Here is a 23479-nt window from a genome sequence, read left to right as displayed (position 1 = left end):
CAACACCGGCGGTGGCGATGGCGGTGGAAGTGGAGAGCCAAGCATGAGCACCCGCGTAGATCGCCTTGAAACGCATCGTGGCTGGCTGTGGAAAGTGATGGGTCTGGCTTTTGCTGCAATCGGTGCCAGTTTCCTCTTTCTACTCACACAAATCGACAGTCGTTTTGATCGGGTGGACGAACCCTTAGACACGGTCCGAGAGACCGTTGCTCGCCAATCTGCTACTCTTGACGCCCAAAATGCCACTTTGGGGCGGATTGAAGGAAAGCTTGATGCCGAAAATGACCCTACAAGAAGCGCGAACGCTGGGAAAAATTGAAGAGTTCATCGCCGAGCACGAAAGCGAGATTGGCGACCGAGCAGCTTTCGAAGCTACGCTGCGCTCAATGGCCGGAACGTCGAAAGAAGCTCGGGAAGCATCGTCTCCGGACGATTGCGACGATTGAAGCGATACTCGAATTCCTTGACGTAGCTGTTCAGGTGCTTGGCGCTGACGCTCGTGTGAGTGCCGTTGATTGAGCATTTCAGGTGACGCCAGAAATTCTCGATGCCGTTGACCGTGACAGTCTCGGCAAGGCGGTAATCGTAGTAAGCATATTCCATCGCGCCGTGGTTCACGCGAGCATGGCGATAGCCAGCATCCGAGAGGCTTGCGTAGCTGCGCAGTTCGTCAGTGTGGACGTTGCCGCCGATACGGACGTTGGCGGTCACAAACGGCTCTAGGGTAGCGCGGCGCTGGTTCGGGACCACTTGGGCCACCAGATCGCCGCCACGTTCCAGAGCGCCCACTACAACGGTCTTGGCAGCGCTACCGCGATTGTGCTTACCGCGCTTCACGCCGCCCATGAGAGTTTCGTCAATCTCGACGTTCGTGCCTTCACCGCCAATGGGAATATCGCCGTCAACATCGGCCATGTGTTCGCGGATTAGCTTCGCCATACGCCATGCGGTCTTGTAGGTGACGCCCAGCTGGCGCTGGAGTTCCTTGCCGCTCACGCCGTGACGGGTGACGGTGAACAGGTGGATTGCATAGAACCACAGTTGCAGCGGAGTGCGGGTTTTCTCGAACGGGGTGCCTACGGTCGGGTGCAGGTGGTGGCCGCACCACTGGCAGGAATAGGCGCGCTCCGCTTTGATACGGAACCACTTACTTTCGCGCTCACACTTGGGGCACTCGTAACCCTGTCCAAAGCGAACATCGAACAGGTGCTGGAGGCAGGTTTCATCGTCAGGAAACTGGCGGAAGAACTGGGCGGTAGTGAGTGGCTTCGTCATGCATATTGTATAGCAGACCTATTTACGTATGGCAAGGGGATACACCCCCAAAGGAGTGGCAAAATGCATACTGAAGCAGAAAAAAATTCCGCTGTTATTTCGAGTGATCGCGTCGAAGGTACAGCCGTCTTTGATCGCGGCGGGAAAAACATCGGCCACGTAGATTACGTATTGATCGAGAAGCGCGGTGGACAGGCAACAGAGGCAGTTTTGTCGGTCGGCGGTTTCCTGGGAATGGGTGATGAGAAGCACTGCGTCCCTTGGTCGAAGCTCGATTACGATACCGACCTTGGTGGCTACCACCTTAACATCGACGAAGATGCCCTTCGCGAAGGGCCGCGCTTCACTTCCGAGGAACGACACAAGGCCTACGACGATAATTTCCGGTCTGGCGTTCACAAATACTATGAAACAGCGCAGGTAGCTTAGCACTATGAGCATTGGGGGGCCCGGCTTGACTGTCGGGCCCTTTTGCAACTGTCATTCCGGCCGCGACCGCGGTTACAGCCCTTTAGCGGAGGCTCAGTTCTTGCCCCCATTCCGGATATCAGAGAGTCGAATGATCACATCATTGGTTTGCCGCTCGTAACGGTGATTGTAGCTCCCGAAATGTAGCTTGCGTCATCGCTCGCCAGCATGACGTATGGCGGCGCAAGTTCGGCGGGCTGCGCGGGGCGGCCAAGCGGATAATCCTTGCCGAATTCAGCAACATCCTCTTCCGGCATCGTCGAGGGAATAAGCGGTCTCCAAACCGGCCCGGACGCGATGCAGTTCACCCGTAGCGGCCTCGTGGCTGTCGATCGACATCTTTGGCATCGCCTTCTCCGCCACGGGATTGGACAGCAGGTCTCTACCCCATAATCGTCGGAAAGTCATTCGGCAAAGGCGCCGCCCAGGATCGCCGCCATTCCCGCACAATAGGCGACAAGCACGGCGATTGAATCGTAGCCCATGCGGAGCATGGCCTTGTCCCGCCGTTCGAGCAGGCCGATCAGGACCAGCATGGTCAGCAATATGCCGAGGAGCGCGGCCACCATCGCGCTGCGATCGACCTGATTGAGTACGAGCGGACCCGCCGCCAAGATATCGATCAGCAGGATCAGCGTCACATCGAACATGTTTCCGCCCAATATATCGCCAATAGCCAATTCCACACGGCGAATGCGAACCGCGGCAATTGCCGTGCTGAGTTCGGGCAGTGACGTGGCGAAGGCGAGTAGGGTCAGGCCCATCACTCCGGTATCGGTACCCGTTTGTTCGGCCATCCCCTCCGCCGCCAATGTCACGAGTGTGCCGCCTGCACAAATCAGCACGGCTGCTGTCACGGTGACGCCGACAAGTCGGATATTGGAAAGCTCGGAAGGAGCTTCTTCTTGTCGATCCACCTCCGGCAAGGCTTCCGGCGTCCAGCCTCTCGAAGAGACGCTCCTCCCTAACCGCCAGAGGCACAAAAGATAGATTGTGGCGATCAGCACCGGGAAGAAGCCGACCCCGATACCCCATAATTCCCAGTCGCCCACCATCACGCCCAGCGCCACGAGCACCAGAAGCACGATGCTGACTGCCGCGTTGAGCATAACGCGCGGCCCCGGCACCATACTGGTCAGCGCATTTTTGCCCACGAACAGATCAGCCAGCGCGATGACGACCACCTGAAAGGCGACCCCGCCGACGAGATTATTGACCGCCATGCGCGGATTGTCGGAGATTACCGCAACGCTGGTGGTGGTGATTTCGGGCAACGAAGTCACCGCGCCCAGCAAGATGACGCCGATAGTCCCCTGTCCGATGCCACTCCGCTGCGATATCGTGTCGGCATAGCCCGCCAGCCGTGCTCCGGCGAACCAGACGAGCACGGCTCCGGTCAGGAACAGCGGGACGAGCGCGAACAGAGACAAGCCAGCAAGGCTCATGTCACTGTCCAAGATAAGCCGAGGTCAACAGGAGTGCTCCGAAGCCCAGTGCGAAGGACGGGCTCGATATACGGCGCTTAGCCTTGGGCTGGTCGGCTTCGGGCACGATATCCTCGATCGTCGCGGTCAGTAGCAGGCCCGCGAACACAGCGAGCACGAAGCCCGTCAGCACATCCCCCGCTCCGGCCAACACGGTATACCCCGCGAACGCACCGATCACCGGAAGCAGCGGATAGATCGCCAGCGCGCTTAGCCGGTGCCTGCGCGTAATCTTTGCCGAGCGGAAATTCGCAGCGATGGCGAAGCCACCCGGCAAGTTGCCCGCCACTTGAGACAGGGCCAGCAGCAGCCCCAGTTCGCGCGCCACCGCTCCCCCGCCGCCGGTCATCAGTCCATCGGTCAGCAAGTCAACGCCCACTGCGGCATAGGCCCCCCAAGTGGTCGCACGGCCTGCGGCGCTACCCATTCGGTCGCGGATCTTTCGTGTGGCTTTGGCGATACTTGCGGAGCAGATTGCCCCGACGATCAGCGCCACGACCAACAGCCAGGTCTCGATCCGCTCCTGCGAACGCGGGATGAGCTCAATTGCGGCAACCGCGGTGGCGATCCCAGCAGCGGCATGGAGCGCGCCGCCGACCAGCCATTCGGGCGGCTTGCGCCACTCGGCCAGCGCAACGCCAAGAAGATTACCCAGCGAAGGCAGCAGCGCGAGAGCGAGTACCGCAAGAAGGCCAGAAGACTCCATACTGTCAGCGGATCACCGCTTGAGCGCGTCCGGCACGCTATCGAACCGCACCGCCACCAAAATCGCGTCGAAGGGCGCCTCGTTCGGCAGACCCTTCAGACCATCTCCCGTAATGATCTCGCAATCGTCGTAGGCCAACTCCCTAATCCGCGCCGCCGCCTGCCTTGCCAGCGCCTCGTGCCACTTGATCGCATGGACCTGCCCAGCAGGGCGGGAGAGGACGGCTGCGGCATAACCCGTTACCGCCCCGACCTCGAGCAATCGGTCGTCTGCCCCGACTTCCCCCGCATCCATCCGGTGATCGACGTAGGTCTCGCGCGGGGCTTTGGCAAAGGCGGACAGAAACGCCTCGTCGCGAAAGCCGCGCGCGGCAATCAGGTTGCGGTTGATCAACTGGCGCCGGTCAGCATAGTCGGTGCCGCTCACGATGCACCTCCAGCCTGGTTGGCGAACACCACGCGCGTCCCCTGGCGCACCGCATCCGCCAGTTCCTTCGCATCCCAGTTGGTAAGCCTTACGCAGCCATGGCTGGCGGTCTTGCCGATCAGTTGCGGGTCGGGCGATCCGTGGATGCCATATCCGGGTTTGCTCAGATCGATCCAAATGCCGCCCACCGGATTGTTCGGCCCGGGCGGGACGATCAGCGTTTCGTCGGGACCCCATTCGCGCCCGCTCGGATCGAAGGTATAGTTTGCATCGGGCGCTACCGCGACCACCTCCATCGAACCGGAGGGGCTGGGAAATTGCGCGCTGCCCACCGTCGCGGGATAACTGGCAAGGATATTGCCCCGCTCGTCGAAAGCGACGACCGAATTGTCCGACTTGCGGACCTCAATCCGGGCGACCTGCGAAGGAAGTGTTTCCTCTCGATGCGCAACAATAGTGATCCGCGTCCCCACGCGGCTGAAATCGGCCTCGGGATTGAGCGCCCGAAGCAGGTCCTGATCCATATGGAACCGGTCTGCGATCAGCTCCTGCGGCGAGGTCCAGCCAACACGTTCCAGCGCTGCCATTGCCGACATAGCGTCGGGAACACGAAAGAACGGTCCGTCCACGTCGTCGCGCGTGATCGTGTAGGTCTGGAAAATCTCACCGCTCTGCGACTTTATCAGTGATCGCATCAGCTGCGGATCGAGGCCTCCCTCAGCAGGAAGCCCGCGGGCGCGTCGGAAATGCTGGATCGCCCGCATCGTGTTGCCGCCCATGTAACCATCGATCACGCCGGGCGAATGGCGGCTTCGATCGAGCATAACCTGCGCGGCAAGCACTACGCGCGAACGAGCGCCAGAAAATGCCGTTTCCGGCACCGAGGGTGGGATTTTCAGATCAAGACTTTCGCTTTGTGTCGTCTCGATACCCGCTTCGGCATCGGTTGTTGACTGGGCCGGCGATACCGAGGGAACACAGAGAAGCGCGGTGGCGATCAACACCACCAAATTTCGGTCAATGCGAAGAAATCCAAGCATGGTTAAGTAACTGGGCTGTCCGCGCGGATGTTCCGATCTGGTCAATTCCGAGAAAGCTGTTGAGCGTACGATCTGACATTTAAACCAAGGACGCGCATCCGACGTACACAAGCAGCATCCCGATTTCAGGCGGCGCTACTAAACCGGATTACCTCGTGGTGGACGTTGTGGACGGCGGCCGTGCCCCGCCAAGCACCTGGGTCCTGTCCTGCGGGGAAGCGCGGCGTACTGCACCGCGTGGGGCGATACGCCAAACGGTGTTCGACACATCATCCGCGACATATAATACGCCACGCGCCTCGTCGTATGTCACGCCCACCGGACGCCCCCTCGCATGCCCGTCTTTCAAGAAACCTGTGAGCAGGTCGATCGGCCGCCCATCCGGGCGTCCACCACGGAAGGGCACAAAGACGACCTTGTAGCCCGACGGATCGGCGCGGTTCCAGCTTCCGTGCATCCCGACGAAAGCACCTTCGCCGAACCGGCCACCCAAGCCACCGTCGGTTGTGAAATCGACACCAAGTGCGGCAACATGTGAGCCCAGCGCGTAGTCAGGCACTACGGCCTTTTTGACCAGGTCGGGCCTCGCCGGCTTGATCCTCGGATCGACGTTTTGACCGTAGTAACTGTAGGGCCAGCCATAAAAGGCACCGTCGCGCACGGAAGTCAGGTAATCAGGCACGAGTTGCGGTCCAAGTTCGTCACGCTCGTTGACGACCGCCCAAAGCTGCTCGTTCCACGGGTCAAAAGCGAGTGCTGTGGGGTTGCGGATGCCGGAGGCAAAAATCCGGCTGGCGCCCGTTTCGCGGTCTATTTCCCATATGACCGCACGGTCCTCTTCCACATCCATGCCGCGTTCGCCGACATTACTGTTCGAGCCAATGCCTACATATAACTTCGAGCCATCGGGGCTGGCGGTCATCGCCTTCGTCCAATGGTGATTGATCTTGGCAGGGAGCTTTGTAACTTCGGTGCCAGATCCCGCGATACTGGTCGCTCCCTCGGAATATTCAAAGCTTACCAGATTTCCCTGATTGGCTACGTAGAGCGTGCCATCAACGAAAGCTAAGCCGTAGGGTGCATCGAGACCCTCGATAAAAGTAGTCTGGAGATCGGTCTGCCCATCTCCGTCCTCATCGCGCAGCAGCGTTATCCGGTCTCCGCCTTCGACCGGGCTTTTGCCGCGCTTCTTTATCCAGCCTGCGATAACATCCTTGGGCCTCAACTTTGGCGCCTTGCCGCCAGAACCCTCGGCGACCAGAATGTCCCCATTGGGCAGCACGAGCGTCTGCCGTGGAATCTTCAGATCCTGTGCAATGGCGGAAACAGTGTACCCCTCGGGTACGATGGGTAGTTCGTCCCCCCATCCTTCCGGCGTCGGAATTTCCATCGCCGGCACGAGAGCATCGTTCTGTTCGGGAAGCTCGGGACGCTCGCCAGTCTGATCGAGATCGGGATCGCTGCTGACCTGGCACGCGGCAAGCGCGAAAGTAAGCGGCAAGACGAGATAGGCTAGGCGGTTCATGCACGTTTCTCCACCGTCTGGGTGCTGTAGGCGACAAACGCTGCGATCAAGGCCAGGATCGAGCACAGTATCGAAAGCACGAGGCCCAAAGTGCCGACGGAATGCCAGCCATCACGAGCATGCTGGAAAGCATTCAGCACACCGAGACCGAACATTGCGGCGATGACAATCAGATAGAGCGTACCGCGACCTTTCGCGTGTCGAGCTCGTCCGAAGAAGAGGGCGAGCAGTGCCGAGGCGAGGACCAGGCCAGCGAACAGGTCTGCCCCGGCAATGAGCCAGGACGAGAAGTTGGACCACTGGATCTCCGCCGTATTCAGATAGGTTATATCGGTAAGTAGAGCGGCAGGATAAAGCGCCACGGGAAAGGCGAGCAGTATCGCGTGCAAGGGATTTGCAAAAGAACGAGAATTAGTGACTGTGCGATCCATGCGGGCAATCTCCTCTTCCGGCTTTGCCACTCTGACTAACCAACAATCGCGGGGAAGGTGCCGAAGATTACACCCGCCCCAGCCAGACCGAGGGCGCCGAGAGCGAGCGGCGAGCGTGGAGCACGTAGCCTCAGGACTTGTCCCAGCAATGCGGCGATTGCGATGAGACCAGCTCCTATCGCGATGATCCGCGCGATCCCGTCATCGGGGAAAACCAGCACTCCGGTGTAGCTGATAGCGAAATGCGCCGACCAGATCACGAAGGCGATCAGAAGCGTGCGATAGATCGAAGGACGGTCGATGGGCTCGCCAATCTCGCTGTTCTTTGCTTCAGACACCGGGGAACACCCTCGGCAAGAGAGTAAAGACCATGCCCTGCAGCGCGCAGAACATTATGAAACGTGCGACAATATCCATGGTGACGTTTGTCGGAGTGGTCATGATTCCCCGCGCTTCGCGAAAAGCGAGATAGGTGGCCATGATGACAGCGACCACGACCACCTGTCCCTGAAGCACCGAAAGCATAAAAACAGTCGCACCCATCCCATTCGCGGTGGGTTCAAGACCCGTCGCGAGCCATCCAGTCACATCGAGGTATAAGGCTCCGACCAGCAGGGTCGCAGCAAGTGCCTCCAGCATCCAGGGCAGGTCTTCGGCAAGCCGCCCTTCTTTCGATGCGAGAAACCGACGCCCGCCCCAGGCCGCAAGAAGCGCCGCCGCTTCTATCCCGACAATGATTGCAGTTGCGCCGAGCGGCGGAGGCGCACTCCAGACTTCGGGATTGATGCCATAGAGATAGAGGTAGGCGAACACGGCCATGAAGCCGATCATGCCGATTACGACCATCAAAGTGTTCAACGCCCACCAGCCGTGGCTTTTCGGCCCGGTGATGGCGATCGGAACTTCGATACCGCCGCCGATGTCGGCGCTTTCCTGTTTGATGGGACGGTCGGTTTCCCAAAGCCATCGAAGCGTACTTAGCACTGCTACAATCCCGCAAAACACTGCAAAGGCGTAGCCCTGCACCGTCAGCGAGAGGAAAAAGAGAGCGGTGAACACAGCTGCTGACAATGGCCATGGCGACGGGCCGGGCATGAGTTGAACGTACTGTGGTTCAGCCATCACGGTCGAGGTGATCAACGTCTCGCGCTGACCAGTGGCAGAGTTCGGGAGGAAATAGCGCCCTTCTTCGACTTCCTTCGAGATTTGGGGGCGATCCCATAAAGGCTCGCGAGACGTAACCAGCGGGATCGAGCGAGTGGAGTACAAACCGGTGGGAAGCCATTCGAGCGTACCGCCCCCGTAGATATTACCTGCATCGTCATGAACCGTGAAACGAAAGCGGCGCGCGAGATCGAACAGGAAAAGGAGTATCCCAGCGGCCATCACGAAAGCGCCGATGGTGGACACCAGATTGAGCAGATCGAGATCGCGCCCGGGCAAATAGGTATAGACCCTGCGCGGCATACCCATCAAGCCGGTCAGGTGCATGGGGAAGAAAGTGATGTGAAGACCCGCGAACATCAGCCCGAAGACCCACTTCCCGACACGCTCAGATAGCGCCCGGCTGCTAGTCATGCCGTGCCAGTGGTAGAACGCGGCGAACATCGGGAAAACCATGCCGCCCATCAGCACGTAATGGAGGTGGGCGACGATGAAATAGGTGTCATGCGCCTGCCAGTCGAAGGGCACCATGCCCACCATAACGCCGGTCAACCCACCCATCGTGAAAATCACTACGCTGCCGACTACGAATAGCGCAGGCGTGGTCCATCTTATCTTGCCGCTGGCAAGCGTCGCAATCCAGCAGAACACCTGGATGCCGGCCGGCAGGCTGACCGCCATGCTGGCGGCGGAGAAATAGCCTGCCGAGACGCGCGGCATGTCGGTAGTGAACATGTGATGCGCCCAGACGCCGAAGCTGATGAAGCCGGTAGCGACCAGCGCCAGAACGTTGAGGCGGTACCCAACGAGCGGCACCTTGGCGACTGCGGCCACCATCATGCTCATCAGACCCGCGGCTGGGATAAAGATAATGTAGACTTCTGGATGGCCGAAAAACCAGAAGAGGTGTTGCCACAGCATGGGATCGCCGCCGCGTAGCGCATCGAAGAAAGGCCAATTGAAAGCTCGTTCGATCTCCAGCAGCATCGTGCACAGGATCACACTGGGGAAAGCGACCACGATCATTACCGCGAACACCAGCATGGCCCACGCAAACATCGGCATCTTGTCGAGGGTCATCCCCGGCGCGCGGGTGCGCAGCACACCCACGATGATCTCGATCGCTCCGGCAATGGCCGAGATCTCGATGAAGCCGATGCCGAGCAACCAGAAGTCTGTATTGATACCGGGACTGAAGGCGATGCTCGTCAGCGGGGGATACATGAACCAGCCGCCGTCGGGCGCCAACCCCACGAACAGCGAGAGAAAAAACATCGTTCCGCCTACGAAATAGGCCCAGAAGGCGAATGCTGACAGCCTGGGAAACGGTAGATCGCGTGCCGCCAGCATCTGCGGCAAAAGCATGATCCCGATCGCCTCCACCATTGGCACGGCAAACAGGAACATCATCACCGTTCCGTGCATGGTGAAGAACTGGTTATAGGTATCGACGCCGAGGAAATCCTGCATCGGAGCGGCGAGTTGCACACGCATGCCCAGCGCCAGAATTCCTGCTGCTAAGAAGAAGCCGAAAGCAGTGACGACGTACCAGAAGCCAACGTAGTTGTTATTGACCGCGGTAAGACGTGCCCACCCCTTGGGCGCGCGCCAGATGCGGTTCAATTCTTCGACTTCGCTATCGGGACGCTTCTCGGTGGGGAAGCGCTCATAGAGCGAATAATCGAAACCCGTCTCGGATCTCATTTCTGCTGCTCGAGCCAGATGGCGATAGCTTCGAGCTCGTCGGCATTGAGCATGTCATAGCTCGGCATGCGATTGCCAGGCTTGAGCGATTGGCTGTCGCCGATCCAACCAATCAGCGTCCCGCGGTTGTTCGGCAAAATACCCGCTCCCAGCGTCCGGCGCGACCCAACATGGGTGAGGTCCGGGCCAGCGAGGCCGTTTGCCTCAGTCCCTGCGACACGATGGCAGGCAGCACACCCGGACTGCATGAATAGTGTTCTTCCGGACTGCTGACCGGAATTTGTGTTAGCGCCCGCACCCGTACGCGTAACTGTTGATCGCTCCGAACCCTGCGTCCCTGATCCGGACGATGATTCTACTTGCCGCGTTATGTCGAGGCCCGCTGAAACGAGGCGCTCATTCCGCTCGGCATACCATTCTCGAAAATCGTCGTCCTCATGCGCTACGGCAACGAAGCCCATCAGCGCATGTTGCCGCCCGCAATACTCCGCGCACACCCCGCCGAATTCTCCTGGGCGATCGGCTTCGATCCGCAGCAGTGTGCGTCGCCCGGGGATCATGTCCTTCTTTCCCGATAGATGCGGCACCCAAAAGCTGTGAATCACATCGGCGGATTCCAGTTCGAGCACCACCGGACGTCCGACGGGAATGTGAATCTCATTCGCATCTTCCATCACAACCGCGCCCGATGGGTCCAGATATTGCACACGGAACCACCACATTTCACCGGTAACGCGAATACGCATCTCGTCCCCGTGGATCGGCTCTGTCAGGCTGGCCGTAAGTGTGAGTCCCCACACCAGTAGCGCGGTCAATACGACGCCCGGAAAGGCCACCCCGCCGAGCAAGATCGCGCGTTCGCCTCCTAGCTTCGCTTTCCACTTGTCTGGTCCCTTGATGGCGACCCAAAGAGCAAACACCACGACCAATGTGACGAAAGCGCCCAAACCGAAAAGCGACCAGGCCAGGGTTGTAACTTTGCCTGAATACGGACCTGCCGGGTCGAGTACCGGAGGTGGCCAACCCCAAAGTGCGTCAATCATGGTCGAGACCATACAAATAGGCTGCGATATCTGCCGCCTCAGCCTCGCTAATTGGCATTGGCGGCATGGAAGAGCCCTCCTTCACGGAAGGTGCGTTGCGGATGAAGGCCGCCAATACGTCCGGCCGGTTCGGCAATTGGCCAGCTATCAAGCCGACATCGTCGAAGCCATCAAGCGATGGTCCCAAGCGCCCGGATGGCCAGTCCAGCCCGGGAATTTCGTGGCAAGATCCACAGCCTGCGCGCTTGATTGCTATTAAGCCGCGATCCTTCGGTCCGATAGCCGGCTCTCGCCGCGTCTCGACCGGGTCCTTGCATGCGGCAAGCGCTGCACAAGCGGCTAAGGCTACGCCGGCCACGATGGCTTTCCAATTCCGATGCTCCACACTCCCCATTCCCATGGGAACCGGACAATTGCATGCTTCGTTCCCGCCAGACGATGCTTTTCCGCTCTAACCTGTCCGTCGCCGCCTTTGCTATGGCGCTGGCGTCATGCACTCCTGCCCCGATCGACGATCCATTCGACGACACCGGCGAATTGATTGCCTTATCAGGCGGGGACGCGGGTCCGCAGGCCGCTTGCCACACTTGTCATGGGCTGGACGGCGGCGGCGACGGAGCGTTGGTGCCGAGAATAGCGGGCATGGATACGGGATATCTTGTGCGGCAGCTGGGCTTTTACGCGGACGGCCAACGTAGCCATCCCCAAATGACTTGGCTTGCAGGCCGTCTAAATTCCGAGGAGCGGTTGGCTGTGTCAGCCTATTACGCGGCCATGGACTTTCCCGAGGGCATGGAGGGAAGCACGACTTTGACTGAACCCTCGTGCGAAATTGCGAAAGCATACGAGATCTACCATGCAGGCTTACCCGAACGCGCTCTATCGTCCTGCGCATCTTGCCATGGGGAAACCGGTCTGGGCTCGGGTGGCGGCAACCCACCCCTGATCGGTCAAAGCGCTGAGTACCACGCCGAACAATTGCGCCGCTGGCGCAACGGTGAGCGATACGGCGATGCACTAAACGTCATGCACGATGCGGCCAGCAAGCTGCAAGAGAGCGAAATTAGCCCACTCGCGGCGTATATTGCGTATGGTCCGGAGCCGTCTCGTCGTCTCGGATTTCCGGAAGAATGCCCCTGACTGTATCATCGCGATCCCAGAAATGGTGTTTCAATGCCGCAATGACATGCAGCGGCACCAGCAATGCGAGGCCGATAACGCCTAGCACATGAAGGCTCTCCGCCCAGTCGAGTACCTGATACTGCCACGCTGGGGAGAGTGTATGAAAGGGCATCGGGGGTATAGCGACCAATCCGGCAAGCCGCAGAGGCTGCACCGGCTGTATCGCCGACCACATCGCCCATCCGCTCAGCGGAAGTAGCGCGAACAGGCCATAGAAAAGGTACTGTGTGATATGTGCTGCCGTGCTCTGCCAGCCTGGCGCATCGGCGTCGTTGACCGGATCGGGGACAAAAAGGCGCCAGCCAAACCTTAAGATGGCGAGGAACAGGATGGTCAGCCCCAGCTCGCTATGCAATTCGTAGGTGGCAAGCTTGCTTGCCCCGACGGGATAGCGCAACATCATCCAGCCTGAGCCGAGCTGAAAGAGAACCAACCCTGCCATTATCCAGTGAAACCAGACACCGACCGGAGAATACTTTCCATGCTCGGTATAACTGACCGCCCATCTTCGGATCAGGTCATGAAGCCTCATGCAGCCGCTCTGTTACCAAGCGATCGATAGAGTATCGTCAATGCAGCGATTAGATAGACCAGGCTCGCGGGGGCCCACATAATGATACCCGCAATCTGCTGATCCTCTATTGGCGAGAGACCCCACAAGCGGGTCGTTAGCCAATGTGGGGCATAATACGCACGGTGCGCAAAGGTAAGTAGCGCGCCAAGTGCCCCCATTGCGACCATCGTCGCCAACAGCCCTGTCGCGGCAGCTGGAGACGGCGATCGAATGACCTTGACCCACCATGCTGCTGCCGTGGCGACAATGCTGATTTGCATGAGCCAGAAAACCGCGTCGCTACGCATCGCGAGTTCGTACAATGGAGGTGCATGCCAGGCCAGGAAGGTGATGGCATGTACCGCAGTCCATACGGTCAACGTCCCGGGCAAGCTCTTGTCCTCGAGCCGAAAGGCCGCAATGAGCAGTGGGGCGAAGACCGCTGCGAGTATGACATCGTGGATGATGCGAACTGTGAACAATGCGGATCCGAGCGCGCAGAAGGGGCTGATGTAGAGAAGGCAGAAGACGATCAGGATTGCGTATGTCGGCGTGGCTCTCAGACTTTCGCGTTGCCAATATGCGCCCCCTACCACGACCAGAAGGCAGGCGACCAATTCGGGTGCGAAATTCCAATTGGTTAACCAGCCCCCAGGATCTGGAGCTTTTCCGCAATAGGGCAACCAATCGTGCAGCATCCGTCTCCCGTGAGCGTGTGGTTAGATCAGCAATTGCATGCTCACAACAGTCATTGGTGTCCTGCAAACCGACGCAATGAGCAGAAAGCGATCGCAATCTAGGATGAAAGACGCTCGGACAGAATTTAGGGTCCCGAGAGCATGTAGGTAGGCCATAATCGGTGAACCGCATTCGCTCTGATCATACCCGTGAGCCAGGTGAAGGTCGGCTTTGGCTACAATCGCGTCTGAAGCCGACAGTCCGCTACCGGCCCAACAGCGGACAAACCATACAAGCTACTTCGATTGCGCGATCCGCTTGCAAGCGGATCCGACCATCGACCAGATGGTTTCGATCACTTCCTCAAGGCTGACTTTTTCCAGGTCGATTGACTCGGCGTATGCGGCCCATTGGCCTTGCTTGGTACCATCCTGCGCCATCTCTTCCGACAGGCCGGGCGGGCGATCGATTGGAATCTCAGTTCCTCTGCGTGCGAATGTCGCCGCTATGGCAGCGTCGAGCTCGTCGTCCGAGACGTCGAGGGCCTGGGGCATCGCCCAGAGGTCGTAATAATCCTTCATACGTCCGTTCGCGATGCCCAGCTGAACCATCGCCTGAAATTTCTCGGCTATCACTGTGGCAGGCGGATAGGCGCGAATGTCGGGCGGTGGAAGATCGAGCAATGTCGGGTAGGTGAGTTCATGGGATGGGTGGGCAAGGGCGTCACCAAATCCGATGTCGATGGTGACCGGGATCCTCGTTCGCTCGAGATAGGCGAAGGTCTTGAGCCTCGTCCCACCATATTCCATCTCTTCTCTGATGGGATTGGCTTTCAGAGCGTCGAGATCGAATTCTATGCCATCCTCAACCGCGATGCTCATGATCTCCCGAAAGTCCGCAACGAGTTGCTTGGGGCCTTCATCGCCATGACCCAGGAAGTCGGCATCGCGGGTTTCGCGGCTTTCGCTTTCCAGCCAGACGGTAACCAGCATTCCGCCTTTGAGGACGAATCGATCACGATGGGCGGACTGCGACAGGCGATAAAGCAGGCGTTCGAGCGCAAAGCGAACGAGGACAACTTCAAACACCCGGCCGTTCGCACGTGCGATGTTGAGCAGCCGGTCTTTGACCGATTTTGCCAGATTGATGGGCTTCTCACCCATTCGAGGTCAGCGCCTCGAGATAAGGCTTCATCGTGCTCCAGGCTCCGCCTTCAATCGCGGCCTGAGAGATTTCAGCCGGTGTGGCCTTGCGCTGTTCAAGCGCGGCCCTCAGTCCCTCAATTGCGACTGATCGATCGACGAGCTTTGGGTTTCGAAACATATCGGCAAGCGTCTTCGGCACAGAATATATCGGAACGGATACGCCGGAGACCTTGTGATGCTCGATCCCTTGCTGGTGATAGGAATCGCTAAATCGAACAGTGCGTGTAGGGGGATAGGAGGGGGCGGGAGACCAGTCGCTGCTGCCGATAGCAACCCACACTTTGCGCGGCATCTGATCGGTCAGTTCATGAAAGGCGAGCGCTGAGAACATGGCGATCACGCCATTGGGGATGCGTTTTGCAATTTCAGCGAGCGATTGGTCGGCATCGATGTCTGCGTCGGCGGTCTGGTAGAGCCCGCGCGAGATGCGGTTGATCTCTCCATCGTCGACCGCCCGGGCTATGGTTTTTCCATCGACACCCGCTTCGCGCAGCTCGCGCGCGCGCAGGATCGGTTGCTGCGCAAAGAGCCCGCGCATGATCTCACGTTGTGTGGGTTGGGTCGCCGCCTTCATGTCACAAATCCTTGCACTCGACATGCCCCTATCAGAGGTTTTGTGACAAGTCACGGTGAAGGGTCTCCGAAAATCGGGAACGCCTAAGATACCATGAGCAGGCGCCATTGGGGGCAAACACGAGAAATTCACAACCCAGCAAACGAGGGCGGCATCGACACGAGAACCGTGCCTGCTGGATTCGCACCGCCCTTTCCGGCCAATTTCACTCTACTCTACGCTTCGCGCAAATTCCTGTTGCCTGACAGCATTTTGATGTCCTTTTGATCTGCCTCGCGAGTGCAGCCGGTGGTCGGTTGCCGCAATTCGAGGCAATTCATGAGCGTTATTCCGATCCGGTCCGAGGCATTGTCGCGCGGCGCGCGCATGCTGCGCACGGCGCTTGGCTGCGAGATCGCACGCTGGCTTGAAGAGCCTGCGGTGATCGAAGTGATGCTCAATCCCGATGGTCGTCTGTGGGTCGACCGGCTGGGCGAAGGCCTTGCCGCGACCGACTGCCTGATGAGCGCCGCCGACGGAGAGCGGATCATCCGGCTCGTTGCCCATCATGTCGGCGCCGAGGTGCATACTGGAGCTCCGCGCGTCTCGGCAGAGCTTCCCGATGGCGGCGAACGCTTTGAAGGTCTTCTGCCACCGGTGGTCGCCGCGCCGAGCTTTGCCATCCGCAAGCCTGCTGTCGCCGTCTTCACGCTCGCCGACTATGTCTCGGCGGGAATCATGGATGCATGGCAGGCCGAGGCGCTTGGCGCTGCGGTTGCGGAGCGAAAGAACATCCTGGTCGCGGGCGGCACATCGACCGGCAAGACGACGCTTACCAATGCTTTACTCGCCGAAATCTCATCGAGTCCCGACCGGGTTGTCTTGATCGAGGACACGCGCGAACTGCAATGTGCCGCGCCCAATCTCGTCTCGCTGCGGACCAAGGATGGCGTTGCAACTCTGTCCGATCTGGTCCGCTCGGCGCTGCGTCTGCGACCCGATCGCATTCCCATCGGTGAAGTGCGCGGCGCTGAAGCGCTCGATCTGCTCAAGGCCTGGGGAACGGGTCATCCAGGCGGGATCGGCACAATCCACGCAGGCTCTGCGCTCGGCACGCTGCGGCGGCTCGAACACCCCGTTTCGTTTCTCGCTTCATGTCGGCGATGTCGGTCACAGCCTGGTGGTCGGCCCAACCGGCGCCGGCAAGTCTGTCCTGCTGGCCTTCATGGCGATGCAGTTTCGCCGCTATGCCGGCGCTCAGATATTCGCTTTCGACTTCGGTGGCTCGATCCGCGCCGCAGCGCTTGCCTGCCGCGGCGATTGGCAGGATCTCGGTTCAAGCCTTTCGCAGGACAGCGACAATGGCGTCCTCCTGCAGCCGCTTGCGCGCATCGACGAACCGGCCGAACGAAACTGGGCCGCCGAATGGCTGCAGGCTATTCTTACCTCGGAAGGTGTTGCGGTCGATCCGGCCACCAAGGATCATCTGTGGACTGCATTGACGTCGCTCGCCACAGCGCCTGTTGCGGAGCGGACGCTTACCGGTCTTGCGGTTCTGCTCCAGTCGCAGGCATTGAAGCAGGCGCTCGCGCCCTATTGCATCGGCGGCCCGTTCGGACGGCTGCTCGACGCCGAAAGCGAACGGCTCGGTGAAGCGCGCTTCCAGGCGTTCGAGACAGAAGGGCTGACCGGCTCGGCGGCAGCGCCTGCGGTCCTTTCCTATCTCTTTCACCGGATCGAAGGGCGGCTCGACGGATCGCCTACCCTCCTCATCATCGATGAGGGCTGGCTGGTGCTCGACAGCCCTGCCTTCGCTGCGCAACTGCGCGAATGGCTCAAGACGCTGCGCAAGAAGAATGCGAGCGTGGTCTTCGCGACCCAGAGCCTCGCCGATATCGAAACATCGGCGATTGCGCCCGCCATTATCGAAAGCTGCCCGACCCGCATATTTCTGCCCAATGAGCGGGCGATGGAGCCGCAGATACAGGCGATTTATCGCCGCTTCGGGCTTAATGACCGGCAGATCGAAATCCTCAGCCAGGCTGCGCCTAAACGCGATTATTATTGCCAGTCGGCACGCGGTAATCGCCTGTTCGAACTCGGGCTTGGAGAAGTGGCGCTCGCTTTCACGGCTGCCTCTTCGAAAAGCGATCAGCTCGACATTGCCCGGATTGCCGAAAACGAAAGGCGCGAAGGTTTTACCGAAGCCTGGCTGAGGCATCGCGGCCTCGACTGGGCCGCAGAGCTGCTCGCTATTCCCGAGCCGAATTCGGCCTTTTCAACCCTCAGAATGAAGGAGACTTCCAATGACCTTTCGTAAGAATTTGAACGGACTGGCTGGTGGCCTTGCGCTTGCTGTCGCCGGCGTGGTTGCCACAGCACCGGTGCCCGCCCATGCGCAGTTCGGCGGTATCGTTTACGACCCGTCCAACTATGCCCAGAATGTGCTGACTGCAGCGCGAACGCTTGAGCAGATCAACAACGAAATCCGCATGCTGCAGAACCAGGCGACTTCGCTCATCAATGAAGCCAGGAACCTGCAGAGCCTGCCGCTCAATATCGTCCAGCCCCTACAGCAGCAAATCCAGCAGACCCAGCAATTGCTGCAGCAGGCCCAGCGCATCGCTTATGATGTACGCGAGATCGAGACGACGTTTGAAACGCAATACAAGAACATCCCGCTCGGTGCTTCGCAGCAGGCCATGGTGACAAGCGCCGAGGTGCGCTGGCAAAATAGTGTCGCCGCTTTCGAGGATGCGCTCAAGGTGCAAGCGGGAGCGGTTGCCAATATCGAAGGCTCGCGCGAAGCGGTGAATAGCCTGCTGGGCGCGAGCCAGTCGGCTGCCGGTGCCTTGCAAGCTGCGCAGGCCGGGAACCAGCTGCTTGCACTGCAAACACGCCAGCTCGCCGATCTTACCGCGACCATGGCGGCCATGGGACGAGCGCAGGCACTCGACGCTGCCGAACGTGCGGCGGCGAAGGCTCAGGCGCGCGAGCAGCTACGGCGCTTTCTGGCGACGCGCCCGCGCGATCTTCCGGCCAAATCGGACTGACCCGCCATGGATAGCAAAGTCCTCGCGCGCACCGGTGCAGCCGTTTTTGTAGGCCTCGCTGTCGCCATGACGCTCGTGCAATTGCGCGAGGAGCCTGCAGTGCGTCCCGAGGCTGCCACGAGCATCTGGGAGCCTGACGGCGATCCGCTGCCTGCGCAGCTCAGGGCCTGCGCGCAAATGGGCGAGCTCGCGCTGTCCTCGCCCGATTGCCGTGCCGCCTGGGCCGAAAAGCGCCGCCGTTTCTTCGGGGTTGAGCACCCCGACGCTTACGCCGCGGTAGGTGATAAGCCCGTGACGAGCGCTCCTGCGCCTCAATCTCCTACGCCTCAATCGCGCGGAGAGAATTGACATGGGAGGCACCGGCGTCGTCGACCGTTTTCTAGCGATTTTCTCGCAATATATCGACAGCGGGTTCGGCCTGCTTTCGGGCGAGGTTGCCTTCATCGCGACGACGCTGATCGTTATCGATGTCACGCTCGCTGCGCTGTTCTGGAGCTGGGGCGAGAATGACGACATTATGGCGCGCCTCGTCAAGAAGACGCTCTTCGTCGGAATCTTCGCCTATATCATCGGCAATTGGAGCGCGCTGGCCAATATCATATTCCAAAGCTTTGCCGGACTTGGCCTCAAAGCCAGCGGTTCTGGCCTTGGCGCTAGTGATCTGCTGCAGCCGGGACGGGTCGCGCAGGTGGGGATCGATGCTGCCGCGCCCTTGCTTGCGTCGATGGCCGATCTGCTCGGCTATGTAAGTTTCTTCGAGAACTTCCTGCAGATCATCATCCTGCTGGTGGCCTGGGCCTTGGTGGTCGTCGCCTTCTTCATTCTGTCGATCCAGCTCTTCGTGACGCTCATCGAATTCAAGCTGACGACGCTTGCAGGCTTCGTGCTCATCCCTTTCGGCCTGTTCGGCAAGACCGCTTTCATGGCCGAGCGCGTGCTTGGGAATGTCGTCTCTTCAGGCATCAAGGTGCTCGTGCTCGCCGTCATTATCGGGATCGGCTCGACGCTTTTCGCTGAGTTTACCAGTGCCATTCCGGGCGAGCCGACCATTGAAGATGCGCTGGCGATCGTGCTCGCCAGTCTTACCCTGCTCGGGCTCGGCATATTCGGTCCCGGTATTGCCAACGGCATCGTCGCAGGCGGCCCGCAGCTCGGCGCAGGGGCCGCGGCAGGCACCGCTGTGCTGGCCGGCGGGGCAGCCGTCGGCGGCATTGCCGGCGCCAAGCTTGCGGGCGGCGCTGTAGCCAGCGCAGCATCCTCGGTCGCCAGTGGCGCATCGCGCGCTGCTGGAGGCGCCACCATGGCCTATGCGACAGGTTCGGCAGGCAAGAGCGGCGGCGCCGCGGTTGCAGGCGGCATGGCCGGTGTCGGACGTGCCGCAGGCGGTGCTGCCCTCTCACCTCTGCGTAAGGCGGCGGATAGCGCCAAAGGAAATTTTCGCGAAGGTGCGCGCGCAGCGGCCAGCAATATGGGTGGCCGGGTTGCTTCCTCGTCGGGGTCGCCGTCTTCAGCGCAATCCGAAAGCGGCCCGCCGAGCTGGGCGAAATCCATGAAACAGCGACAGTCTCTGGGACATTCCGCGTCGCTTGCCGCGCACACCGTGCGCGCTGGCGACGGGCACGGCGCAGGCGCTTCCATCGACACTCAGGAAAAGGACTGACGCCTCATGTTTAAACGCCCTTCGATCCGATACGGCAAGACACCGCAAGCCGAGACACCTTACCAGCGCGCGGCCCAGGTCTGGGACGAGCGCATCGGTTCGGCGCGGGTGCAAGCGAGAAGCTGGCGCTATGCCTTTTTTGGTGCGCTCGCGCTGTCGGCAATCCTGACTGGCAGTCTCGTCTGGCAGAACGCGCGGGGAACCATCGTTCCCTGGGTGGTCGAAGTGAACAAGCTCGGCGAAGCGCGTAGCGTCGCGCCCGCCAATGCCGCATTCGACCCAAGCGATCCGCAGATTGCGTTTCATCTTGCCCGGTTCATCGAAAACGTGCGCGCCATTCCCGACGATCCGATCGTGGTGCGCGAGAACTGGATGTCAGCCTATGACTTTGCCAGCGACAAGGGTGCGCTGGCGCTCAACGACTATGCGAGGGCCAACGATCCGTTCGCCGCGATCGGCCGCGAACAAGTTGCGGTCGATGTCACAAGCGTAATCCGCGCTTCGCCAAGGAGCTTCCGCGTGGCCTGGATCGAGCGCCGCTACCGTGACGGCTCGCTCGCCGAGACGAGCCGCTGGACCGCGATTCTGGGCATCGCCGTCCAGCCACCCACCAACGCGGATGCGCTTCGCACAAACCCGCTCGGAATATTCGTCACTTCCATCAACTGGTCAAAGGAGCTCGGCTGATGTCCCGCTCGCATACAACACCCACAATCGGCTTTTTCGGCCTTGTCTCGCTCGCTCTCGCCTCGCCTGCCGCAGCGACACCGGCCCCGCAAGCGGCGGCGTCAATCGACGCATTGGGCGCGCTCGCAGGGGCTTTCCCGGCCCTGCAAGACAACATCGGAATTCCTCACCTTTTCAGTTCGCGGCAGGCCTCCCCCACTGCCGCGCGCCGCTCCCCTGGCTCTGGCCCCGCCCCTGACCCCCAAAGCCAAGTGGGAGCGGCGAACGATGCCGCACGGGTCGAGCCCGACGATGTCGGATTCGACAATGCGATCCAGCGCTATCCCTATACCGAGGGCGCGCTGTTTCAGATCTATACCAAGCCGGGCCAGGTGACCGATATCGCATTGCAGGAAGGCGAAAAGCTCGTCGGTCCCGGACCGGTTGCTGCCGGCGATACGGTGCGCTGGATGATCGGCGATACGCTGAGCGGGACCGGCGCTACCGCGCGCGTCCACATCCTCGTCAAACCCACCCGGCCCGATATTGCGACCAATCTCGTGATCAACACCGATCGGCGAACCTATCATGTCGAACTGCGGGCGAACCCCAGTGTCTATATGGCGTCGGTCAGCTGGAGCTATCCGGCAGACGAATTGATCGCTCTTCGCCGGGCCGAAGAGGACGCAGCGCGCGCCGCGCCGGTTGCAAGCGGATTTGCGCTCGAGAATCTCAATTTCGACTACCGGATTTCGGGCGATAGGCCCGACTGGCGACCGGTGCGGATATTCGATGACGGGCAGCGCACCCTGATCGAGTTTCCGCCCGATATTGCGCAAGGCGAGATGCCGCCGTTCTTCGTTATCGGCGAGGATGGGCAGGCGGAGCTGGTCAATTACCGCGTTTCGGGCCGCTACCTGATTGTAGACCGCCTGTTCGAGAAGGCCGAACTGCGGCTCGGCGCCAAGCGCAGGCAGGTTCGGGTCAAAATCACCAATCGGGCGTGGGGCCGGTCATGAACAATGAAGCCGAACCGGACCGGCCTAGTGATGCTGAATCCATCGTTCGTTTACGCGGAGAGGGACCGCGCGTCGTCCGCCTCTCGCGCAAAGCCATCGGCATCGCCAGCGCCGCTGCTCTGACACTGGTTGGCGGCGCGTTGATTTACGCCCTGCAACCGGTCTCGGAGGCAGGGCCGGATGAGCTGTTTGGAACCGAAACAGTGGCGGTCGCCGACGGTCTTGCTTCGGGCCCGAGCGACTATTCGCAGGTACCGCGTCTCGGCCCGCCGCTTCCCGGCGATCTCGGCGAGCCCATCAGCCAATTGTCTTTGGCGATCGTTCGCTGGCGGGCTCCACTGATCTGCCCAGCGCCGCTGAGAGAGTAGCGCCTACCCGGTCGGCGGCCTCTTTGGCCGGATCATAATCGATGTGGGCATAAATCATGGTCGAGCGCATATTGGCGTGGCCGAGGATAGCGCCAGTCATAGCGAGGGCTTCGCCACTCGAAGTGGCGATGGCACCCATGGTATGGCGCAGTGTGTGCGGCGTCACGTTCTTGAGACCGGCCTTGGCAACGATCTTTGGCCATAGTTTTTTGGTTCCCTGGAAGTAGCCTTCCCCGGAGTCCGCCGGGAATACATATTTGCTGTCATCGTTTCTTGAGATCGTCCTGATCAATCCGAGTGCCGCCCCTGAAAGTGGCCGGGTCGATTGCCCGGTCTTGCTGTCGGCCAGCACCAGCAATCCACGCTCGAAGTCTACTTCGTCCCATTTAAGCTCGACGATCTCCTGGCGTCGACAGCCGGTCAGGATCCACATGCGGGTGATGTTGAGAGCCTTCGGATTAAAGCCCTCTTCCTCTAGCTTGTCACAAGCTTCGCCGAGCTTCCTGATTTCGGCGAGTGACAGAAAACGCGTCCTTCGACCGTCGGTTTTCTTGACCACGGCTTTCTCGCAAGGGTTCGAATCGACCAGTCCTCGTCGGACTGCGAAGCTGTACATGGCGGAAAGGTCCCGAAATGCTTTTCGGGCAGCACCGGGACCGCCGCGCACGACAATACGTTTTCGGTGGCCGATCTTCTGGTCCTTACGTGACTTGCCCTGCTCGACATCGCGGAAGAAACGTTCGATATCGCCAGCGGTCAGTTCGTTGATCCGCTTATGACCGAGCAGGCGAACCACGTGATGACGCAAGCGACCAATCGTGTGTTTCTTGGTCAAAGGTTTCATCGGCTCGCCCTGCCGTAGCCCGCGCTGGATATAGCATCCTTCTTCTTCATAGAGATCGACCAGCCCGGCGATCTTCAGTTCAAGGCGCTTGGCATTGCGTTCGGCCGCAGGGTCGGCACCAAGAGCTGCTGCCGCAAGAACCTCCTTGGCGCGCTTTCGTGCCTGCTCGACAGTCAGCGCACCAAATCGACCGATCGACACGAAGCGTTTGGGTGCCGAGCGGCCGCCGCCTTCGGCCCGGTAGCGAACAACGAAAGTCTTGATCCCGCTTGGGCCTACTCGCACCCCGAAACCCGAAATCTGACTGTCCCAGATCTCATAGCGCCTAGATCTTGGCGCCGTCGCATCAAGCAAACGCTTTGTGATCAAAATCGACTTGGGACTCGCCATTTTATGCTCCGTCAAGCGACCCCAACCTTGGGTGTCGGGGTG

General features: G+C 60.2%; 26 protein-coding genes and 2 pseudogenes. 11 read left to right on the top strand and 17 right to left on the bottom strand.

From position 1 onward, the window contains the following. Positions 1–43 precede the first annotated feature (43 nt). Entirely contained in the window at positions 44–319 is a 276-nt protein-coding gene (locus tag WKH79_RS09440; RefSeq protein WP_341858712.1) for a hypothetical protein, read from the top strand. Positions 320–372: 53 nt separating this feature from the next. Here WKH79_RS09440 and WKH79_RS09435 read toward each other — a convergent pair whose 3' ends face one another. Then, positions 373–1275, bottom strand: coding sequence for an IS1595 family transposase (locus WKH79_RS09435; RefSeq protein WP_341858711.1), 903 nt, complete (start codon positions 1273–1275; stop codon positions 373–375). Positions 1276–1338: 63 nt separating this feature from the next. On the opposite strand from WKH79_RS09435, the gene WKH79_RS09430 reads away from it, so the two are divergent. Next, positions 1339–1704 (top strand): PRC-barrel domain-containing protein, encoded by a 366-nt coding sequence (locus tag WKH79_RS09430; RefSeq protein ID WP_082850799.1) that lies wholly within the window; start codon positions 1339–1341, stop codon positions 1702–1704. Between the two features lie 134 nt (positions 1705–1838). On the opposite strand, the gene WKH79_RS09425 is transcribed toward WKH79_RS09430, so the two are convergent. The 11 genes from WKH79_RS09425 to WKH79_RS09375 are packed head-to-tail and all read right to left on the bottom strand — an operon-like array spanning position 1839 to position 11453. After that, entirely contained in the window at positions 1839–2111 is a 273-nt protein-coding gene (locus WKH79_RS09425) for an SDR family oxidoreductase (protein ID WP_082835581.1), read from the bottom strand. A 36-nt stretch (positions 2112–2147) separates the two neighbouring features. Beyond that, entirely contained in the window at positions 2148–3188 is a 1041-nt protein-coding gene (locus tag WKH79_RS09420; protein ID WP_341858710.1) for a sodium:calcium antiporter, read from the bottom strand. A gap of 1 nt (position 3189) precedes the next feature. Continuing rightward, a complete protein-coding gene (locus tag WKH79_RS09415; RefSeq protein WP_063512442.1) occupies positions 3190–3933 on the bottom strand; it encodes a hypothetical protein in 744 nt (247 codons plus the stop codon). 12 nt (positions 3934–3945) lie between these two features. After that, positions 3946–4359 (bottom strand): hypothetical protein, encoded by a 414-nt coding sequence (locus WKH79_RS09410; RefSeq protein ID WP_341858709.1) that lies wholly within the window; start codon positions 4357–4359, stop codon positions 3946–3948. Continuing rightward, positions 4356–5510, bottom strand: a complete 1155-nt coding sequence (locus WKH79_RS09405) for a L,D-transpeptidase (protein ID WP_253520284.1) — start codon at positions 5508–5510, stop codon at positions 4356–4358. Before WKH79_RS09405 ends, WKH79_RS09410 begins: the two co-directional genes overlap by 4 nt. Positions 5511–5547: 37 nt before the next feature. After that, complete coding sequence (locus WKH79_RS09400; RefSeq protein WP_050599081.1) at positions 5548–6924, bottom strand: sorbosone dehydrogenase family protein; 1377 nt, start codon at positions 6922–6924, stop codon at positions 5548–5550. After that, positions 6921–7355, bottom strand: a complete 435-nt coding sequence (locus WKH79_RS09395) for a DUF2231 domain-containing protein (RefSeq protein WP_063505650.1) — start codon at positions 7353–7355, stop codon at positions 6921–6923. The genes WKH79_RS09400 and WKH79_RS09395 overlap by 4 nt, the downstream gene beginning before the upstream one ends. A gap of 35 nt (positions 7356–7390) precedes the next feature. Then, complete coding sequence (locus tag WKH79_RS09390) at positions 7391–7693, bottom strand: hypothetical protein (RefSeq protein ID WP_063505649.1); 303 nt, start codon at positions 7691–7693, stop codon at positions 7391–7393. Further along, positions 7686–10223, bottom strand: a complete 2538-nt coding sequence (locus WKH79_RS09385; RefSeq protein WP_063535109.1) for a cbb3-type cytochrome c oxidase subunit I — start codon at positions 10221–10223, stop codon at positions 7686–7688. The genes WKH79_RS09390 and WKH79_RS09385 overlap by 8 nt, the downstream gene beginning before the upstream one ends. After that, positions 10220–11266, bottom strand: coding sequence for a cytochrome c oxidase subunit II (locus WKH79_RS09380; protein ID WP_224801993.1), 1047 nt, complete (start codon positions 11264–11266; stop codon positions 10220–10222). The genes WKH79_RS09385 and WKH79_RS09380 overlap by 4 nt, the downstream gene beginning before the upstream one ends. Continuing rightward, complete coding sequence (locus WKH79_RS09375; RefSeq protein WP_197459409.1) at positions 11259–11453, bottom strand: hypothetical protein; 195 nt, start codon at positions 11451–11453, stop codon at positions 11259–11261. The genes WKH79_RS09380 and WKH79_RS09375 overlap by 8 nt, the downstream gene beginning before the upstream one ends. A gap of 230 nt (positions 11454–11683) precedes the next feature. Between WKH79_RS09375 and WKH79_RS09370 the strand changes: the two genes are divergently transcribed. Then, the gene (locus WKH79_RS09370; protein ID WP_197458104.1) at positions 11684–12406 is read left to right on the top strand and encodes a c-type cytochrome; all 723 of its coding nucleotides are present in this window, start codon (positions 11684–11686) and stop codon (positions 12404–12406) included. Here WKH79_RS09370 and WKH79_RS09365 read toward each other — a convergent pair. The 4 genes from WKH79_RS09365 to WKH79_RS09350 form a co-directional block, all read right to left on the bottom strand. Then, positions 12330–12980, bottom strand: a complete 651-nt coding sequence (locus tag WKH79_RS09365) for a cytochrome b (protein WP_050599076.1) — start codon at positions 12978–12980, stop codon at positions 12330–12332. The genes WKH79_RS09370 and WKH79_RS09365 overlap by 77 nt on opposite strands. Beyond that, the gene (locus tag WKH79_RS09360) at positions 12977–13699 is read right to left on the bottom strand and encodes a cytochrome c oxidase assembly protein (RefSeq protein WP_063512440.1); all 723 of its coding nucleotides are present in this window, start codon (positions 13697–13699) and stop codon (positions 12977–12979) included. Before WKH79_RS09360 ends, WKH79_RS09365 begins: the two co-directional genes overlap by 4 nt. A 276-nt stretch (positions 13700–13975) precedes the next feature. Continuing rightward, positions 13976–14842: a nucleotidyl transferase AbiEii/AbiGii toxin family protein gene (locus WKH79_RS09355; protein WP_050599511.1), complete on the bottom strand. Its 867-nt coding sequence runs from the start codon at positions 14840–14842 to the stop codon at positions 13976–13978. After that, on the bottom strand, positions 14835–15458 hold the full coding sequence (locus WKH79_RS09350) for a type IV toxin-antitoxin system AbiEi family antitoxin domain-containing protein (protein WP_063504975.1): 624 nt from the start codon (positions 15456–15458) through the stop codon (positions 14835–14837). Before WKH79_RS09350 ends, WKH79_RS09355 begins: the two co-directional genes overlap by 8 nt. A gap of 318 nt (positions 15459–15776) precedes the next feature. Here WKH79_RS09350 and trbB point away from each other — a divergent pair. The 8 genes and pseudogenes from trbB to WKH79_RS09310 all read left to right on the top strand — a co-directional run. Continuing rightward, a pseudogene (gene trbB / locus WKH79_RS09345) lies at positions 15777–16568 on the top strand (P-type conjugative transfer ATPase TrbB); the annotation flags it as partial. Continuing rightward, positions 16561–17757, top strand: a pseudogene (locus WKH79_RS09340) (conjugal transfer protein TrbE); the annotation flags it as partial. The pseudogenes trbB and WKH79_RS09340, both read left to right, overlap by 8 nt. Further along, positions 17744–18490 carry a P-type conjugative transfer protein TrbJ gene (gene trbJ, locus WKH79_RS09335; protein ID WP_050599505.1) on the top strand — a complete coding sequence of 249 codons (747 nt, stop codon included), beginning with the start codon at positions 17744–17746 and terminating at the stop codon, positions 18488–18490. The pseudogene WKH79_RS09340 and the gene trbJ, both read left to right, overlap by 14 nt. Before the next feature lie 6 nt (positions 18491–18496). Continuing rightward, positions 18497–18838 (top strand): putative entry exclusion protein TrbK-alt, encoded by a 342-nt coding sequence (trbK-alt, locus tag WKH79_RS09330; protein WP_050599504.1) that lies wholly within the window; start codon positions 18497–18499, stop codon positions 18836–18838. 1 nt (position 18839) lies between these two features. Further along, on the top strand, positions 18840–20150 hold the full coding sequence (gene trbL, locus WKH79_RS09325; RefSeq protein WP_341858708.1) for a P-type conjugative transfer protein TrbL: 1311 nt from the start codon (positions 18840–18842) through the stop codon (positions 20148–20150). Between the two features lie 6 nt (positions 20151–20156). Next, a complete protein-coding gene (trbF, locus tag WKH79_RS09320) occupies positions 20157–20837 on the top strand; it encodes a conjugal transfer protein TrbF (protein ID WP_050599502.1) in 681 nt (226 codons plus the stop codon). Further along, the gene (trbG, locus tag WKH79_RS09315) at positions 20837–21835 is read left to right on the top strand and encodes a P-type conjugative transfer protein TrbG (protein ID WP_050599501.1); all 999 of its coding nucleotides are present in this window, start codon (positions 20837–20839) and stop codon (positions 21833–21835) included. The genes trbF and trbG overlap by 1 nt, the downstream gene beginning before the upstream one ends. Then, a complete protein-coding gene (locus WKH79_RS09310) occupies positions 21832–22203 on the top strand; it encodes a hypothetical protein (protein WP_341858707.1) in 372 nt (123 codons plus the stop codon). The genes trbG and WKH79_RS09310 overlap by 4 nt, the downstream gene beginning before the upstream one ends. Here WKH79_RS09310 and WKH79_RS09305 read toward each other — a convergent pair. Next, positions 22133–23437, bottom strand: coding sequence for a site-specific integrase (locus WKH79_RS09305; RefSeq protein WP_063504980.1), 1305 nt, complete (start codon positions 23435–23437; stop codon positions 22133–22135). The two genes, WKH79_RS09310 and WKH79_RS09305, sit on opposite strands and share 71 nt — an antisense overlap. Positions 23438–23479 lie beyond the last annotated feature (42 nt).

It is taken from the genome of Qipengyuania sp. GPGPB31, assembly GCF_038396345.1.
In the GTDB taxonomy this organism is placed as follows: Bacteria; Pseudomonadota; Alphaproteobacteria; order Sphingomonadales; family Sphingomonadaceae; genus Qipengyuania; species Qipengyuania citrea.
This window is presented reverse-complemented; position numbering and strand designations above follow the sequence as displayed.

Excerpts from the sequence above, each read along its gene's own strand:
- WKH79_RS09440 (WP_341858712.1), top strand. The coding sequence starts at position 44 with ATGAGCACCCGCGTAGATCGCCTTGAAACGCATCGTGGCTGGCTGTGG.
- WKH79_RS09435 (WP_341858711.1), bottom strand. The coding sequence starts at position 1,275 with ATGACGAAGCCACTCACTACCGCCCAGTTCTTCCGCCAGTTTCCTGAC.
- WKH79_RS09430 (WP_082850799.1), top strand. The coding sequence starts at position 1,339 with ATGCATACTGAAGCAGAAAAAAATTCCGCTGTTATTTCGAGTGATCGC.
- WKH79_RS09420 (WP_341858710.1), bottom strand. The coding sequence starts at position 3,188 with ATGAGCCTTGCTGGCTTGTCTCTGTTCGCGCTCGTCCCGCTGTTCCTG.
- WKH79_RS09415 (WP_063512442.1), bottom strand. The coding sequence starts at position 3,933 with ATGGAGTCTTCTGGCCTTCTTGCGGTACTCGCTCTCGCGCTGCTGCCT.
- WKH79_RS09400 (WP_050599081.1), bottom strand. The coding sequence starts at position 6,924 with ATGAACCGCCTAGCCTATCTCGTCTTGCCGCTTACTTTCGCGCTTGCC.
- WKH79_RS09395 (WP_063505650.1), bottom strand. The coding sequence starts at position 7,355 with ATGGATCGCACAGTCACTAATTCTCGTTCTTTTGCAAATCCCTTGCAC.
- WKH79_RS09385 (WP_063535109.1), bottom strand. The coding sequence starts at position 10,223 with ATGAGATCCGAGACGGGTTTCGATTATTCGCTCTATGAGCGCTTCCCC.
- WKH79_RS09380 (WP_224801993.1), bottom strand. The coding sequence starts at position 11,266 with ATGATTGACGCACTTTGGGGTTGGCCACCTCCGGTACTCGACCCGGCA.
- WKH79_RS09370 (WP_197458104.1), top strand. The coding sequence starts at position 11,684 with ATGCTTCGTTCCCGCCAGACGATGCTTTTCCGCTCTAACCTGTCCGTC.
- WKH79_RS09365 (WP_050599076.1), bottom strand. The coding sequence starts at position 12,980 with ATGAGGCTTCATGACCTGATCCGAAGATGGGCGGTCAGTTATACCGAG.
- WKH79_RS09360 (WP_063512440.1), bottom strand. The coding sequence starts at position 13,699 with ATGCTGCACGATTGGTTGCCCTATTGCGGAAAAGCTCCAGATCCTGGG.
- WKH79_RS09355 (WP_050599511.1), bottom strand. The coding sequence starts at position 14,842 with ATGGGTGAGAAGCCCATCAATCTGGCAAAATCGGTCAAAGACCGGCTG.
- WKH79_RS09350 (WP_063504975.1), bottom strand. The coding sequence starts at position 15,458 with ATGAAGGCGGCGACCCAACCCACACAACGTGAGATCATGCGCGGGCTC.
- trbJ (WP_050599505.1), top strand. The coding sequence starts at position 17,744 with ATGACCTTTCGTAAGAATTTGAACGGACTGGCTGGTGGCCTTGCGCTT.
- trbK-alt (WP_050599504.1), top strand. The coding sequence starts at position 18,497 with ATGGATAGCAAAGTCCTCGCGCGCACCGGTGCAGCCGTTTTTGTAGGC.
- trbL (WP_341858708.1), top strand. The coding sequence starts at position 18,840 with ATGGGAGGCACCGGCGTCGTCGACCGTTTTCTAGCGATTTTCTCGCAA.
- trbF (WP_050599502.1), top strand. The coding sequence starts at position 20,157 with ATGTTTAAACGCCCTTCGATCCGATACGGCAAGACACCGCAAGCCGAG.
- trbG (WP_050599501.1), top strand. The coding sequence starts at position 20,837 with ATGTCCCGCTCGCATACAACACCCACAATCGGCTTTTTCGGCCTTGTC.
- WKH79_RS09310 (WP_341858707.1), top strand. The coding sequence starts at position 21,832 with ATGAACAATGAAGCCGAACCGGACCGGCCTAGTGATGCTGAATCCATC.
- WKH79_RS09305 (WP_063504980.1), bottom strand. The coding sequence starts at position 23,437 with ATGGCGAGTCCCAAGTCGATTTTGATCACAAAGCGTTTGCTTGATGCG.